Annotated in this window: 10 protein-coding genes; 5 read left to right on the top strand and 5 right to left on the bottom strand. The window is 43.3% G+C overall.

Going from position 1 to position 15,938, the window contains the following annotated elements:
- The first annotated feature begins 2 nt into the window (after nucleotides 1-2).
- From cofC to NZ896_02185, 4 genes are all read left to right on the top strand, one after another.
- The gene (cofC, locus tag NZ896_02200; GenBank protein MCS7116263.1) at nucleotides 3-668 is read left to right on the top strand and encodes a 2-phospho-L-lactate guanylyltransferase; all 666 of its coding nucleotides are present in this window, start codon (nucleotides 3-5) and stop codon (nucleotides 666-668) included.
- Between the two features lie 373 nt (nucleotides 669-1,041).
- The gene (locus tag NZ896_02195) at nucleotides 1,042-1,326 is read left to right on the top strand and encodes a hypothetical protein (protein MCS7116262.1); all 285 of its coding nucleotides are present in this window, start codon (nucleotides 1,042-1,044) and stop codon (nucleotides 1,324-1,326) included.
- Nucleotides 1,327-1,401: 75 nt separating this feature from the next.
- Nucleotides 1,402-3,978 carry a DEAD/DEAH box helicase gene (locus NZ896_02190; GenBank protein ID MCS7116261.1) on the top strand — a complete coding sequence of 859 codons (2,577 nt, stop codon included), beginning with the start codon at nucleotides 1,402-1,404 and terminating at the stop codon, nucleotides 3,976-3,978.
- 218 nt (nucleotides 3,979-4,196) lie between these two features.
- Complete coding sequence (locus NZ896_02185; protein ID MCS7116260.1) at nucleotides 4,197-4,433, top strand: Lrp/AsnC ligand binding domain-containing protein; 237 nt, start codon at nucleotides 4,197-4,199, stop codon at nucleotides 4,431-4,433.
- Between the two features lie 10 nt (nucleotides 4,434-4,443).
- Here the strand turns inward: NZ896_02185 and NZ896_02180 are convergent, their stop codons facing one another.
- The 5 genes from NZ896_02180 to NZ896_02160 are packed head-to-tail and all read right to left on the bottom strand — an operon-like array spanning nucleotide 4,444 to nucleotide 11,490.
- Nucleotides 4,444-5,457 (bottom strand): ABC transporter ATP-binding protein, encoded by a 1,014-nt coding sequence (locus NZ896_02180; GenBank protein MCS7116259.1) that lies wholly within the window; start codon nucleotides 5,455-5,457, stop codon nucleotides 4,444-4,446.
- Nucleotides 5,454-6,422 (bottom strand): ABC transporter ATP-binding protein, encoded by a 969-nt coding sequence (locus NZ896_02175; protein MCS7116258.1) that lies wholly within the window; start codon nucleotides 6,420-6,422, stop codon nucleotides 5,454-5,456. Before NZ896_02175 ends, NZ896_02180 begins: the two co-directional genes overlap by 4 nt.
- Nucleotides 6,423-7,835, bottom strand: a complete 1,413-nt coding sequence (locus NZ896_02170; GenBank protein MCS7116257.1) for an ABC transporter permease — start codon at nucleotides 7,833-7,835, stop codon at nucleotides 6,423-6,425.
- Nucleotides 7,836-8,888: an ABC transporter permease gene (locus NZ896_02165; protein ID MCS7116256.1), complete on the bottom strand. Its 1,053-nt coding sequence runs from the start codon at nucleotides 8,886-8,888 to the stop codon at nucleotides 7,836-7,838.
- A 16-nt stretch (nucleotides 8,889-8,904) separates the two neighbouring features.
- Nucleotides 8,905-11,490, bottom strand: a complete 2,586-nt coding sequence (locus NZ896_02160; GenBank protein MCS7116255.1) for an ABC transporter substrate-binding protein — start codon at nucleotides 11,488-11,490, stop codon at nucleotides 8,905-8,907.
- Between the two features lie 219 nt (nucleotides 11,491-11,709).
- Here NZ896_02160 and NZ896_02155 point away from each other — a divergent pair.
- On the top strand, nucleotides 11,710-15,938 hold a 4,229-nt coding region (locus tag NZ896_02155; GenBank protein ID MCS7116254.1), incomplete at its 3' end, for a S8 family serine peptidase.

Raw genomic sequence — 15,938 nt, 5'->3', positions numbered from 1 at the left:
GAATGGAGGTCACTGCGATCATTCCGGTTAAGAGTTTAATCAATGCAAAGAGGAGGCTCTCTTCGATCCTCAACTTTGAAGAGAGGTGCGAACTTACCCTCTGTATGTTAAATGATGTATTAAAAGCGATTAAGGATTCAAACTCTATAAAAAGAGTAATCGTAGTAAGCCCCGATCAGAGAGTATTGAATCTTTCGATGAAGTTTGGAGTGAGTATATTAAAAGAAGAGCGGGACGAGGGGGTGAATGCCGCTGTTAATAAAGCGGTTCAGCTCTGCCTTAAAGATGGTATCGATTCGATCATCATATTTCCATCCGATATACCACTCTTATCACCCATCGATATCGATAATATCGTGAAGATGGCAGATGGTCCTCGAGTAATGGTCATTACGCCAGCGTTAAGATTGAATGGAACGAATGCCCTTTTTCTAAACCCTCCCGATTTGATTCGAACATTTTACGATGAAGACAGCTTCCATAACCATTTAAGACTCAGCCTTAGTATAGGTGCAAAGACGAAGATCTACCTTTCAAAGCGTGTGATGCTGGACATAGATTCATTAGAGGATATTAGCATCTATCTATCAAATCCATCAAAGACTGCTACTTATTCATTCCTCAAAAAGGTCAAGGAGAGAATCCTTAAGATTCGAGCACTAACATAGTATTCCCAATCTTTTCGCAATTACCACATTTGATCGTACAGAGTTCAGATTTCAGATTTCAGAGTTCAGAATTCAAGGTGAATTTCATCCGAATTTTATCTAACGTATAACGTAAATCCTAAAGGTAACTCCATTTGTTAGTGTCAGATTTTTAAGGAAAAAATAATTTTTTTCTTGCAGATCTGACACTAAATGATAATGATATCGCTAGTCATCGATTAAAGGAGCAGCAGATTTAATTTAAATCTCTATCATAAAGTGAATGTATTTAAATTGATGAATATGTGAGGATATTTATTAATGATCTCTTACCATATGCTCAAGGAATAAATATTTTTACATCTTTTGAGATATATAATAGGTGGAATCGAGTTTGAGTAAAGAATTTATAAGGTTTAAATGGCTAAGTGCGAAACCGATCGGCTCGACCACGGTCACCTTTCAGTTGGAGGACGGTGCTATCGTAGAAGTAAAGATCGATATAGGTAGAGCGGGTGTTGCATTGGACTTTAAGAATCCAGACGGTACTCCTCACTACAATATCGCTTTACAACAGAGCGTAACCGTTATACCGCCCGAAAGGATCTACTTATTACCAAGGGATCAGATCGCTGTAGCCCCGTCTCAAAAGGGTAGCTCGACCGAAGTCTACAAATAGTAATACCTTTTTAAAATTTGTAAATCGATACCTCTAACCCCTAGGATAAATTCTTATCGTGCATCTATCGTAACTATGGTTGTGTATAGGTATCGCTGCCCTTCATGCAGAGGCCAGACCGATATTCAGAGGCTTTACGACGGTAGGTATATCATTCGGTGCAGTAGATGTGCGATATGCCACGTGATTAAGGGAGGAGATACTCTGGATAGGGTTTACCTAAGCTTTCTTGAAGAGTTTGATCGAGGGGTCGTGAAGAAGAATGTAGATATGGAGAAGATGCTAGAGATGGAGGGCTTGATTCGTTCTAAGGGTGAAATCGAGCGTATGGTGAATTCTTTCGGCCTCACTCTCAATGAACTGCCCGAACCCGTAAGGAAGGCTCTGTTGAGCAGGAGCGATTACGTAGTCACCTATAGACTCTTTGAGGAAGAAGAACCGAAGTATGGCTGTAAGGTCGATGAGTTAAATATAAACAAAAAACTCATCGAAGTACTTAAAGATAGTGGGATAGAGCGTGTCTACCATTTTCAAGAAGAAGCCATCGACCTTATACTGAATGGTGAAGATATCGTCATTGTAGCGCCTACGGGGAGTGGGAAGACCGAGGCCTTCGCGATCCCTATCATCCATAAAATTTCAGAGCATATCGATCGATATTATTCATCATACCGTGGGGTTTCTGCCCTATTCATCTATCCAACGAAAGCTTTGGCGCGGGACCAATTGCCGAAACTCGAAAGGCTCGGTGATGCCGTAGGTGTAAGGGTGAAGATCTTTGATGGTGATACTCCAAGAGATGAGCGGCAACGTATTATCAAAGACCCTCCTGAGATCATTTTAACGAATTTCGATACACTCCATTTACATCTGATGCACCGCACACCATTTTCGAGGATCATTCATACCGTTAAGTATATCGTAGTCGATGAAGTTCACGTATATACGGGGATCTTCGGTGCAAACGTTCACTATATTATGAAGAGGCTCAGGAGGATTACAGGTAGGTTTCAGATCATCGCCGCTTCCGCAACGATAAGTAACCCGAAGGAGTTTTGTGAAGCCCTCTTCGATGTCGAATTCAAAGTGGTAAGTGGTGAAAAGGGTAAGCATGGTAGGATACACTTCGTAATGCTATTTCCTACACTTCGAACTCACCGTTCACTCGTAATCGACCTGTTAAAGCAACTCAACTCTTACGGTTATCAAACACTCATCTTCTCCAACTCGCACCTTGGGGCTGAGTTGACCGCCTTCTATGCGAGGAGAAATGGTATAGCAATTGGTGTTCATAGGGCTGGTCTATTACCGAGCCATAGGAAAAAGGTCGAAGATCTCTTCAAGCGGGCCCTCTTAAAGGCCCTTTCTTCTACACCCACTTTAGAATTGGGCATAGATATCGGGATCGTAGATTCTGTGATATCCGAGTTGGTCAATGTAACACGCTTGATCCAAAGGACTGGTAGAGTGGGGAGAAGGGGTCAGGAGAGTATAGCTTTCCTCGTATTGAGAGAGAACGACCCTATCAGCCAATACTATAGAATGAACCCTCAGGATTACTTTGAAGATATCGAGCTCGGTTACATCGATCCAAAGAATCCGACCGTTGCCGAACTTCAGATCCTCGCCTCTTCCTTCGACAGACCGATCTTAAAGGGAGAGTTCCCCTCATACAGACTGATTTTAAATAATCTGTTATCGAAAGGCTTACTTGTAGAGAGTGATGGTAGATTAAAGCCGAATTATCCTCAGGCGAGAAAGATCCTTCAAAAGTATGATATACGTGGATGTGGCGAAACCGTTTCGATCGTATATGGAAGGAAGAAGGTCGGTGAGCGAAATATGCCAATGGCCATCGAAGAGCTTCATCCAGAGGCGATATACTTTCTTGAAGGTGAGCGGTATAGATCGATCAGCTTTAAATTCGATGGAAGGGTTGGCGAAGCGGTCGTAGAGAAGGTCCCTCCCAATTATCCTTACTATACAAAAGCTCTGTTGGAAGAATGGCCTAACGTACAGAAGATTATAGAGAGAAAGAAGGTCTTAAATGTAGATGTTGTGTACTGCGAACTTTCAATTCTCAAGAGGGTCGTAGGGTATGTAAATCATGAGATAGGTTCTGATGCTTTAAAGGGTATAAAGATCTTTCTTAAAGATCCTATTGAATACTCATTCAATACGAAGGGTATCGTGTTTAAAGCACCCATACCAAAGGATAAGTTGAGTAAAATACCTAAGGAGAAGTGGGATGAGGTGATTGCGAGTGGCTTTCATGCGACCGAGCATGTAATTATTGAAGGTAGTGATATGATTACGGGAGGTGCTGGGAGGGATATGGGCGGTATCTCGCTCGGTACATCGGGATTAATATTTATCTACGATGGTTCAGTAGGTGGCAACGGTGCAACGAGAGCCCTTTATGAACGATTGATTCCTATCTTGAATAGGGGTTATAAAATCTTGACAGAGTGTAACTGCACATCGGAGAGTGGGTGTCCAAGATGCACGTATTCATACCGTTGTGGTAACAATAATGAGTACCTTAACAAATATGCGGGAATAGAGATATTTCAAAGGATTTTGAATGGAGAGCGAACGACTCTAGACGATATCGATGCGATTCTTAAGGTTGAGCATAGGCCCATGGTCTAGAATGGTATAGAATGGTATAGATTGGTAGAGATCCGATTTAACATCTAAAACCTTCACTCTCCCCATGACCTTCCTTACTATCTTACTAATTCTTGCTTATTCATCTCTTATCGCAATACATAACCCCCTTCCTTACACTTTTTGATGATAGATAGATATTCAAACCCTTGTACAAAATTAACAACAACTTTATTAAATCCTAAGGTTAATGGAAGATTGTGCCCGAGGCTTTTATATTAATAAATTGTGAATTGGGCTTAGAAAAAGAAGTTTTACACCTATTGAAAGGTATAAAGGGTGTTGAAGAAGCGCACATCGTTTACGGCGTTTATGATATAATCGCTAAAGCGAAGACCGAAGAGCTGGAGGAGTTAAAGAATGTTGTAATCAATAGGATTAGAAAGATGCATGGAATACGCTCCACATCGACATTGATCGTCGTAGAGAAAGGATGATCTTATTGTTTTAGGAGTATAAGTAGCAGGCTACGTAGTGTGAAGGCTTAAACTCTATAAGAGGGGGTTCGACTAGGCTACATTTCTCCATGGTGTATGGGCACCTTGGATGTAATCTACACCCTTTAGGGATTTCTAAAGGATTTGGAATATCACCCATTATTCGTACCTTTCTCTCTCTGAACCTATTGGTAGGGTCTGGCTCTATAATTGCATCGATCAAGGCCTGAGTGTATGGATGTAATGGATCGGATAGAACGATTTCGCAAGGGCCCATTTCAACGATCTTGCCAAGGTACATAATCGCAATTTTATCCCCTACATACCTTGCAGTCGAAAGATCGTGGGTTATATAAAGGTAGGTTATATCATACTTATCTCTGAGCGCGATCATCAAGTCTAGGATTTCAGCCCTGATCGAAAGATCGAGCATCGATACAGGCTCATCGGCTACTATCAACTTTGGCCTTAAGATCAAGGCTCTAGCTATGGCCAACCTCTGCCTTTGACCACCTGAGAGCATGTGTGGATACTTGCGCTCAAAATTTTCGATCGGAAGTAACTTCACTTCCTCCATCGCCTTATAAACCCTCTCCTTCCTTTCACCACCTGTCCCTTCAACGTTATGCACCATCAATGGCTCCAACAGACAGTCAAATACTGTTAACCTTGGGTTTAAAGAGGCGTAGGGGTCTTGAAAGACGATCTGTGCCAATCTTCTGAACCTTTTTAACTCTCTACCTTTCAACTTATTTACATTCATACCATCGAAGATGATACTCCCTTCATCAGGCTCTATAGATCTGAGGATCAACCTTGCAGTAGTCGTTTTACCACAACCCGACTCCCCTGCCAATACGAATACTTCTTTAACCTTTATATCGAAGTCGATTTTATCGACAGCCCTTATATAACGTGCTGGCCGCCTCATTATGAAATCCATGAAACTTCTTCTTACTCGAAACCACTTTCTTAAGCCCTTTACCGATAGTAACACACCATCCGTATTCGTAAAGCCGTTCAATGAGTTTGACCACCTTCGTACAACCAGCAAGATACCATCGTACCATCTCCCAGATCGATGCTAGGGGGCTCTCTTTCTCTACATATCTGCAAGGCATGAACACATCGGGGATGAAATCTGCAGCCCGATGGTGGATCGATCAGATCTGGTGGTGAACCGGGTATGAATGTTAACTTCTTCTTACCCCCTCTCAGCCTTGGTATGGCGGATAGAAGGCTTTGGGTGTAAGGATGTTTTGGATCACTATACAATCGTTCAGAAGTACCCGATTCTACCAACTTACCCGCGTACATTATGGCTACTTTATCGGCTATTTCTGAAATCATACTCAAATCGTGTGTCATAAGTATGAACGATACCTTCGACTCCCATTTCAACCTCTTCATCAGGTTGATGATCTGTGCTTGTACTATCAGATCTAGAGCCGTGGTCGGTTCATCGGCCACCACTATCTTAGGTTTGAGTACTAACGCCATGGCTATTACAACTCTCTGTTTCATACCCCCACTCAGCTCATGAGGGTATCGATCGATCAAACTCGGACTCAATCTGACCTCTTTTAAAGCATCCTTAACGAAATTTAGAGCTTCACTCTTTGAGAATCCATAATGATAGATAAGTGGCTCAGCCAACTGGTAGCCTATAGGATAAACAGGGTTAAGTGCATTCATCGCACCTTGAAATATCATCGAGATCTTCTTCCATCTTACTCTACTTCGAAAGGTCTTCTCATCCATCGCCAACAGATCTTCACCATCAAGGATCATCGAGCCTTTCACAATTCTTCCGGGTGGTGGTACGAGCCTTAACAAAGATAGGCCGAGTGTACTTTTACCGCAGCCTGACTCTCCCGCTATTCCCCATGATTCGTCTCTAAGGTTAAATGATACGTTATCGACGGCCTTTACAATACCTCTTCTTGTAAAAAAGTAAGTTGTAAGGCCTTCAACCCTTAGATCTACCATTTATGCCTTCCTCATCTTCGGATTCAACACGGCATCCATCGCTATACCGATGAATACAAATGCCAATCCCGTTATGGCGATCATCAATCCAGGGGGTATGATCCACCACCATATCCCTCGTGCAGCAGCACCGTAGAGTTGGGCATCGTGAAGCAGTTGGCCCCATGTCGGTAGAGTGGGATCTCCTAAACCCAAGAAGCTGAGCCCCGCTTCCGCTAAGATAGCTGATGGGACGGATAGTGCTATACTTGCGAGTGCGAATGGAGTGATCTGAGGCATTATATGTCTAAACATCACCCTCCATCTAGAAGCACCCATCAACTCGACCGCCTCAACATAGGCCAACGTTTTGAGTTGTAAAGCTATACTTCTAGCTACCTTCGCTATACCTACCCATCCGAATATAGTTAGATAAAGTACTACGAGCAGTATATTCTTACCGAATGATACTGCCAGGATGATCAAGAATGGCAATGCGGGCAACGAGTAGATAACATCGTTGATCCTCATCATCAATTCATCTACCCTTCTGCCATAGTATCCACTAACGACACCATAAACGATCCCTACGAATACGGCCAGAATCGCTACCGATAAACCTATAAAGAGGGCGACCGGTGTGCCCCACAGTATCCCTATGATGAGATCTCTTCTCAATTCATCTGTACCAAGGAGGCCGAATACCTTCCCTCCCAATATCAACTCACTCGATATTACTTGATCGTCTTGATCGAACGTGTAAAAAGTCACATTGAATACGTAAGTCCCCTTTAGAACTCTGGATTTTAAATCGAGTCTGAATGGCTTCTCCGAGAAGATTACGTTTTGAGGTGCCAAATCTATGATCGCAGATGTACCGATCTGCTCACTTAAATAATGGGCTACATTACTCTTTATAGCCCGATCGGTCGAATAGATCGACCCGTTAAATGTGTAAGTATCTAAGCCATAGGGTTTTGGTGGAAGGCTGGTTCTTATCAATAGTATTCGATCGCCATCCGGTCTACTTACAGAGACTTCGAGTAAGGGAGGTATGCTTTTATACTTCACGAAGTAGTTGAAGATAAAATCGTCTGGAAAGTCATCATAATGAAATTGAACGGTATAGATGTGGTTGAAGGTTTGAATTGCTCCGATGCTACCCTTTTTTACAAATGGTCTATCGAGGATCAAATGCTCGGGAAGTTTGCTGATCGTAAAATGATTTATCCACGCTGGTAGAGCGACTTTGGGGTAGCGTGTCCAGTATGAAGGATTATGCCATTGTTTAAATGTATCGATCGGTATGAGGATCATGGCCAGAATCGATGTGACGATCAGAATGGTTAAGAGGAAGAGGCCGACTAGGCCCAATCTATAACGTTTGTATTCATCCCAAAATGATCTGAGTGATGATAATAGGTTCATATGCATCTATCCGACCTTCACTCGAGGGTCGAATACGCTGTAGAGAATATCTGCAATAAATATACTGATCAAGAATACGACGGTCGTTATGTATGTAAGGCCTATAATGACGGGCAGATCCAATGCACTTACCGCATTCCAGTAAAGCCTCCCGATACCGGGCCAATCGAATACTGCTTCAGTAATGATCGCCCCACCTAAAGATCCCGAGAGGCTCAACGCGATCATCGTGATCATCGGTGGAGCTGCACTCCTCAACGCATGGCCGTAAAGTATCTTCCTTTCCGGGGTACCCTTCGCCATAGCGACTGTAATGTAATCCTCTTGTAGTATCCCGATCATAAGGTTTCTAACTACGTAAGTCCAGCTTCCAAATCCTATAACTACTAACGTGAGTAGAGGGAGTATCATATGGTAGAGGAGGGCTAGAGGGTAGTTCGGATCAGTTGGAGGGATTAAAGGCGTGGCTCTGGCCGGGAAGATTCTAAAGTTGTAAGCGAATAAGATGATCATGATCATACCGACCCACCACAATGGAAAGCTGGTACTAACGACCGCGAATGTCGATGTAAATTTATCTATGAGCAAACCCGATCTACGGGCTACAGCGACACCCAATAGGATACCGATGATCGAGTTCAATACTGTAGCGGTGGTGAATAGCAGTATAGTTTTGGGTAGGGCTTCTAAAATGATCTCCTTCACACTCTCAGATCCGCTGAAACTTCTTAGGTAGTACGATTGGCCAAGGTCTAAGGAGATGAGCCTCCAAATAACTGTCCATAGCCTCCTTGGCGAATACCAGGGTTCATTTAGACCGAGGCTCTCGATAGCATTCTTCACCTGCAATTGTATATAATTCTCCAACTCTTTCGGATCTCTAAAACGGGCGATCACCTCTTTACTTTGTAAGATTGATGCTTTAACCTCGATCTCCACGGACCTTTTCAAAATTGTATCCATCGCCGGACCTACTATGGCGATGGTTATGAAGATTGTAACGAATAATACCAATACCATATTTAAGGTTCTGGATATTAAGAATCTGCCTAAACTCATACTATATCATGAAGGATTAAATTTTGGATCTGTAGAGCTTTCTCCTCATCAATAGTGTAATCGAGACCACAAGTACCATCGAGATGACTATACTTATAATAACTTCAGGCCCTACAACGGGGGGAGCTGGGGTCGGTGTTGGTGATGGTGATGGTGATGGTGATGGTGATGGTATGGGTATGGGTGTGGGGGTTGGTGATGGTGTTGGTGACGGTTTGGGCGCTTCGCCCACGATGAAGCTCGTCTCATAGATATCTGGCTTGATCGCTTTTTTACTGATCGCGAATAGCCTTAGTGTGTAAGAGCCTACCTTCAACTTCGATGTAAGCTCCTTCGGAAGGTCTATCGTGAAGGTGCCTATCGGCTCCGAAGGCTTTGCATTACCCTTTTCAACGGTCTTACCTTCAGGGTCGATGATTCTATAATTCACTTCTGCATCGTGGCTCGGCTCTCCTCCCACATCGATCGATACTCTTATCGTAGTTGGCTTATCGGTCGTTATCACCGTCGGTACTTCAACTTTCTTAACCTTCGCGACCTTCAGAATCTGGAAGTGCTTCCATGTACCGAGCTCGAACGGGTACGTTGGATCCTTAAAGACCTTCACAACTATAGTCCTCGCATCGGGGTTGTAGCTATCCAGATAGTATGGTCCATTACTTATTACCGCATGGCCGTACCGATCGATCCAACTTATCGCTGCTTCATACCTTCGCCTTGCCTCACTTAAAGATACATGATTCTTCAAAGGCTCGGGTATCAACCCTTCATTGTTGAATTCGATGAGCTTCTTCTTGATCATCTCCGCATTACTCTTAATCAATTGGCAGAGCCACGGTACATTCGCTGCCTTACTCGCGGAACGTGAAAAAGCGGCTTCTTTACTCAACACGACCTTCTCCATCGCAGCCATCAACTCCCATGGTGTAGATGACCATACCGATGCGTAATCGGCGATGTAATTATCATCAAAGTGCCAGTAATCGACATAAACCTCTACCGTATCTTTATCGATGAAGCGTATCCCTTTATTGGTCTTAACGATAGGTTCAGCCTGTGATGTATATTCAGGATCGAATGTAGGGTCATCATCCCTCTCCTTCGTCCCCCATTCGAAGAAGAAGTAGATCGAGTAGAGAAGATCACTCATCGCCATGGGTTGGCCATGGTGCCAATTACTATACTTGAGTTTGAAGGTGACCTTGCTAGTAGCGGTAACACCATCACCAACACTCTTCCACTTATCAGCATAGGGATCCCACACAATGGCATCACTGGGGACTTTGAGCCTGCCCTTAGGACCGGCAGTTTCGACCTTCCATTCAGCCCTAACGGGTATTACATCGCCCGTGTGGGGGTTGGTCCACGTTGCAGGGTCGTAAACTCCATACCAGATTCGTGTAGCGTACCAATCGGTCATACCTCTGACCGGATTCCAAGAATTCTGATAGATCTGCTTCATCCCCACCTTCAAACTCTTACCAACGGCTTCACCTATCCTCATATTTACTAAGGACCATCTATTTGTAATCCCGGCACCGAAATCGTTGACAACACCGATGACCCCTTTACTAATTATATATGGGTCGATACTTGATGCGATGAAGATCCTTACAGATTCATCAATACCTAGAGCTACAGCCCTTCTGATCAGCGAATCCCTCTCATCCTTAGATGAGAAGTTCCCCGTAGTTATCCTCTTTGTAATCGAATCCAATTCATCGTGCTTATAATTCCAATAGGTCGGCTCACCGTAGCCGGGCATATAGCCGAACCATGGCGAGTAGAATTGAGATACTACAACACTATCGTACTTGACGAAGGCTGAACGGCCCCAACCTTCTGTGTAGAGGTGCCACTCCGCATCTTTAGGGTCGGAACCATAGATTATACTGGTGGCTTTCGCTAGATCTCCGAAGATTTTATCGATGGTGAAGCCCATCTTTTCGAGCTCAGAAACCAGTACTTCACCTATGCTCTTCCTCCTCGGATCGTCACTTCTTATGAAGAACTTTAGTGTAATAGGTTTACCATCGTAGAACCATTTACCATCGACCTTCTTCGCTCCCGCCTTGAGTAAGGCATCGGTGATAAGTTTACTCGCCAACTCAGGGTTATATCTGATATTTAATGTTTCGAGTAAATCTACAACTACGAGATAATCGGGGTCATAAGGTCCGTAACACGCTACCATAATATCGCCATACCCTCTTAAAATTTCATTCACAATATACTCTCTATTTATCAGATAGTTTATTGCATACCTAACTTCCTTTATTGAGAATGGGTTTAATTCGCCCTTGACTGGTGCAGGGTTCAGTAGAAGGCTGAGGATCCCTCCCGGTGCTTCATACACAAATACATTCGGGTCGGTCTTCAACTGCTCCGCAATGCCCAATGGTATACGCCAGAAGTATGTATGAAGATTCCCCGCCTGAACCTCTCTAACCGCTACCTGCTCATCCAGATAATGGATGAAGATGATTTCATCCAGATACGCCCCTCTTCGCTCCTCTGCCAAACTAAGCCCTATCGGGCCACTTATTACACTCAATATGATGATCGATATGAGTATGATAATGTTAAAAGACTTTATCTTCAATACCATTCAATATCTGATTATATTTTGGTGGTATTTATGCATAAAGTTTGTAAGTATTCGAAGTTTTCACATACATAAAGATAGATGATAGACCATCTAACCTATTATGCCGTAAAAGTTTGCACAAAGACTCTATTACCAAGAACCTATGCAGAGTTCTCGAAGGATTAAGAGAGGGCCGTCGATACCCTTATTATCAACTATCGAGTATGCAAGGATGTGGATTCCAGACTGCTCTTTAAATTGGCCTTCTTACTCCTAAATATACTTATCACACCTAGCTACTTTATGATAGCTAAGGTCGATGCGAGTATAATAAATCCGATCTTAAAGATAGATCCAAACCTCATGGTTGAACCGAGCCCACCCATTTCACCTAATGTGAAGATCAGATCGAGCATCTTCACAAATATCAACTTCAGTGCTTCGCCAACGATGAAAAGGATCGTGGTATTTGCAAGTGGTGATATCAATAACCTTAAGAATTGTATGCACATCACGTATACGCTGGGTTATAAACATGGATACTTGGTATTCGGATCGATAGAGAGTTCATCGATTCACACGTTATCCACGATACCAAATGTTCGGTATATAATGCCCGATATGATGATCGATTATAATGAAACGATGAAGATTCAAGATCGCAAGATTCCTGAAACCGATATGTTCAGGGTTGGAGAGATCGTTGGTGCAAAGAAGATTCACGAGAGGTACAAGATCGATGGTAGAGGTGTAGTTATAGGTATAGCCGATACGGGTGTCGACTTCGGTGCACCCGATCTTACAGTTGCAGTTGCTCGAGACTCTAAAGGTTTACCTATGCAGATCGATCCAGACGGTCAAGGTATCGTATTGACGAATGTGACATTCATAGCAAAGATCGATTCGGCAGGGAGGATACATAGCTGGGAAGGGCCTCTGCCCAAAGGTATAAGCTCGAACGTATACGTGAATGAAAAAGGTGTATTCCTCAATCTATCAAGGTTACGGTTCCGAGTTTATAATCCATGGTACCCCTTCTGGGGCAGACCGACACTTTTAGTCTATTCGAATCTGGACTTCAAGATCGGTGAAAACTCAACCCATTACATCGTATCTAAGAGTGGAATCTATCACTTCGGTGTACAGATCAATCCTCTGGAAGGGTCCTTCTATCCCGCATTGGTGGTGGATTCAAGAGTCCCTGGTCTCTACGATACAGTCTATTTAGATATTTCATCGGCCTACGCTGACTTTTTACTTACCCTTTCGTACCAAGGTTTGCTACCATCTGAAATAAAGATCCCGCCGATCGATGCCAGCTTTTATGATGAAATGCCTCATAGAGTAGGCGATGGTAGCGAGGTATTGGCGAGAGACTTTAATGGGGATGGTGTAGCGGATATCAGTGCTGGGCTCCTCGGTGCGAGGGTCTTAGATATATGGGGTGTTACTGGAATGGGAGTCTCGAAGCAGCATTGGGATTTACCATTCGGATTCTGGGGTGCTGTGAATGGGACCCTTCTACCAGGTCTGGACAGAAATGGTAACTTCTACGGAGTCATGCATGACTTCAACTCACACGGGACTGCGGCTGCGTTGAGTGCTGTGAGCAGGGGTAGGGTAGGTTACGATTTGTACAAAAATAAAACGGAGTATCGATTGAAGGGCATAGCACCGGGCGCTTCTATAATGGCGATAAAGGTCCTATGGTGGTCCGATGTCCTCTACGGATGGATGTGGGCGAGTGGTTTCGATTTTGATAACCAGAAGAATACTTGGGTATACTCGGGTGAGCGCCGTGCAGATATTATTAGCAATAGTTGGAGCGTGAGGAGTCTAACGTACCTCCGTTCCGCATTTGGACTCGATATACTTAGCATCCTCCAGAATGTTTTATCCATACCCAATCATCTAGATCCGAAATTTCCCGGAGTTATATTCATCAATTCTGCCGGCAACTCTGGTTACGGTTACGGTTCTGTAGGATCGCCAGCATCCGCATCTTTTAGCCTTTCCGTAGGAGCATCTACCAGTTATCATCTATACAATTATATCTTCCCCCTCTACCTTCAAAGGATCGAGCCGAGGTTCGGGGGTGTTACAAATTATGCTGATGATATCGTCGACTTTTCTAGCCGTGGCCCAACTCATTTGGGAGAGGTCAAACCAGACCTTCTCAACGTAGGTACATATACCTTCATACCTTTGCCTCCAGCCTTTGGTTTTGGTGATGGTAAGAAGGCCTTCGGATTATTCGGAGGGACGAGTCTATCTGCCCCACTCACAGCGGCCGTCGCTGCACTCGTAATTCAGGCTTTGAAAGATTCTGGCAAAGATCCAGACCCATTCTTAGTCAAGAATATACTGATGAGCACAGCCAAGGATATCTACAACGACCCATTCACCCAAGGTGCAGGTAGGGTGGATGCTGAAAGGGCGATATCTTTCGCCCTTTCACAGAATGGTACATTCATCACATATACCAATGCAAGCTATGTGAAGATTTCAGAAATCCTTAACGTAGCGATAAGATCCTACAACTTTAGTGAAAGTAATATCAACATAACTACCTTACCTCCCAAACCACAACCTATGTCAAAGTGGTTCGCAGGTAGAGTAAGGGCTGGTGAGAGTAGTAAAGCTGTATTTACCATAGATAATCCATCTAACTACACTCTAAGTATCAATATTAAACCGACACAACTCCAACTTATCAAGCAAGTATCGATCAATTTAACCACAGAACCACATAAACTCGACCCCCTCCTAAAAGAGAAAGGAGGTTATATTCCCAATTACTTTAATTTCACAGAAAAGTTTGGTACGATACCTAAAGATACATGCTTAGTGGTAATAAAGGCGAACTATCCCTTCGAATCCTTCTATAATAAAACGATATCTTCCCTCTACGGTGATGCTTTACGTATCGTTTCACTCTACTTTTATGAATGGAACGATGTAAATCGGGATGGTCTGATTTGGTATAATGAGACGAGACTCATCAATAGGGCTGGGAGTTATGGAACGGTTCAGGAGGTTAGGATCGGTAACCCTCTTGAGAGAATCATCGATACGCCTATTGTAGGTGTATATCCAGTACCGATCTATATATCATTCTGGACCGGTTCGACCAGGATAAATGTCACATCGATGAATTATACACTTACTGCATACTACTATAAGAAAGCGGTTTGGGATTGGATCACTATAGATGAGCAAAATATCGTCCTTCAACCTAGATCGAAAGCGCAATTTACAGCTACTGTGAATGTACCCTCAAATGCAAGACCTGGTGTCTATCAAGCTTACATTACCCTTAATGGTAGCAATGGACAAGTAACCAATATACCGTTCTCTGTCGTGGTTCCTGTGGAGTATCGTGGTAAAGATCTACCATCGTTGATCGGAGGGGCAAGGACTGTAAATGGTAGCCTTTACGATAATGGTGCAGTGTATGGTGCATTCGACTTCCTCGGCACATACTTATCGGGTGAATGGAGGAGTTATGCTATTATGATTGATGATCCTACCGTTAACACGATGATCCTCAGATTCCGTTGGTCCTCGCCACATACGAGCCTTGATATATTCGCTATAGATCCTACAGGAAGGTTGATCGCTACATCGGTACCTCCCGGTGCCTTTCTCGAAATTTATGGTATTCCCAGTAACAATTATCTTGGTAGAGGAATGTTCTATCCTTCTCAAAATGCTGGTCCCAACGCTACAATCCTACAGGTCCCGATCAATCGAACAGGTACCTATCTCATCATAATTCATAATACCCTATTATCAGGCAAGGTGACCGAGGAGGTATTCACGGGTGAATTAAAGCTCACTACATTACTCCCTGATGTGAAACCGCCCGAATTGTCCATTACCAGGCCTAAAGCTTTCGTGAGAGGTAAAGTCTCAATAAGTTTCAAAGTATTCGATGAGAATTTGATCAGTGTAAAGTATTCGCTCGATGGTAAGCAGTTTGTAGATGTAACTAATAAGAGTAGTATATTAATCGATACGAAGGAGCTCAGTGATGGTCTTCATTCTATAGTATTTGTAGCGAATGATGTCGTCGGTCATACGAGTTCTGAAACGATCACATTCTATGTGGATAATACAGAGCCTACGTTGATCATCAGTACACCAAAACCGAACTCATACATTTCGAATAACGTATCGATCAGCTTCAATACCTTTGAAGCCAATTTGGAGAGGGTGTCATTAAATATTGATAGCATAAGTATAGATGTAACTGGTAAGGACTCCTACGATTGGAATACGAGGAATGTAAAGGATGGAGTATATAGGATAATTATCGTAGCTGAGGATAAGGCGGGAAACCGTGTTGAGAGGGCTCTCCAAGTGAATGTAGATAATACACCTCCTAAAGTGAGGTTGATCGAACCAGCACCTCAATCGACCCTGAATGGTATAATCAGAATTCTTTTCGATGCAATAGATGA

The organism is Nitrososphaerales archaeon (genome assembly GCA_025058425.1).
GTDB lineage: Archaea > Thermoproteota > Nitrososphaeria > Nitrososphaerales > JANXEG01 > JANXEG01.
This window is presented reverse-complemented; position numbering and strand designations above follow the sequence as displayed.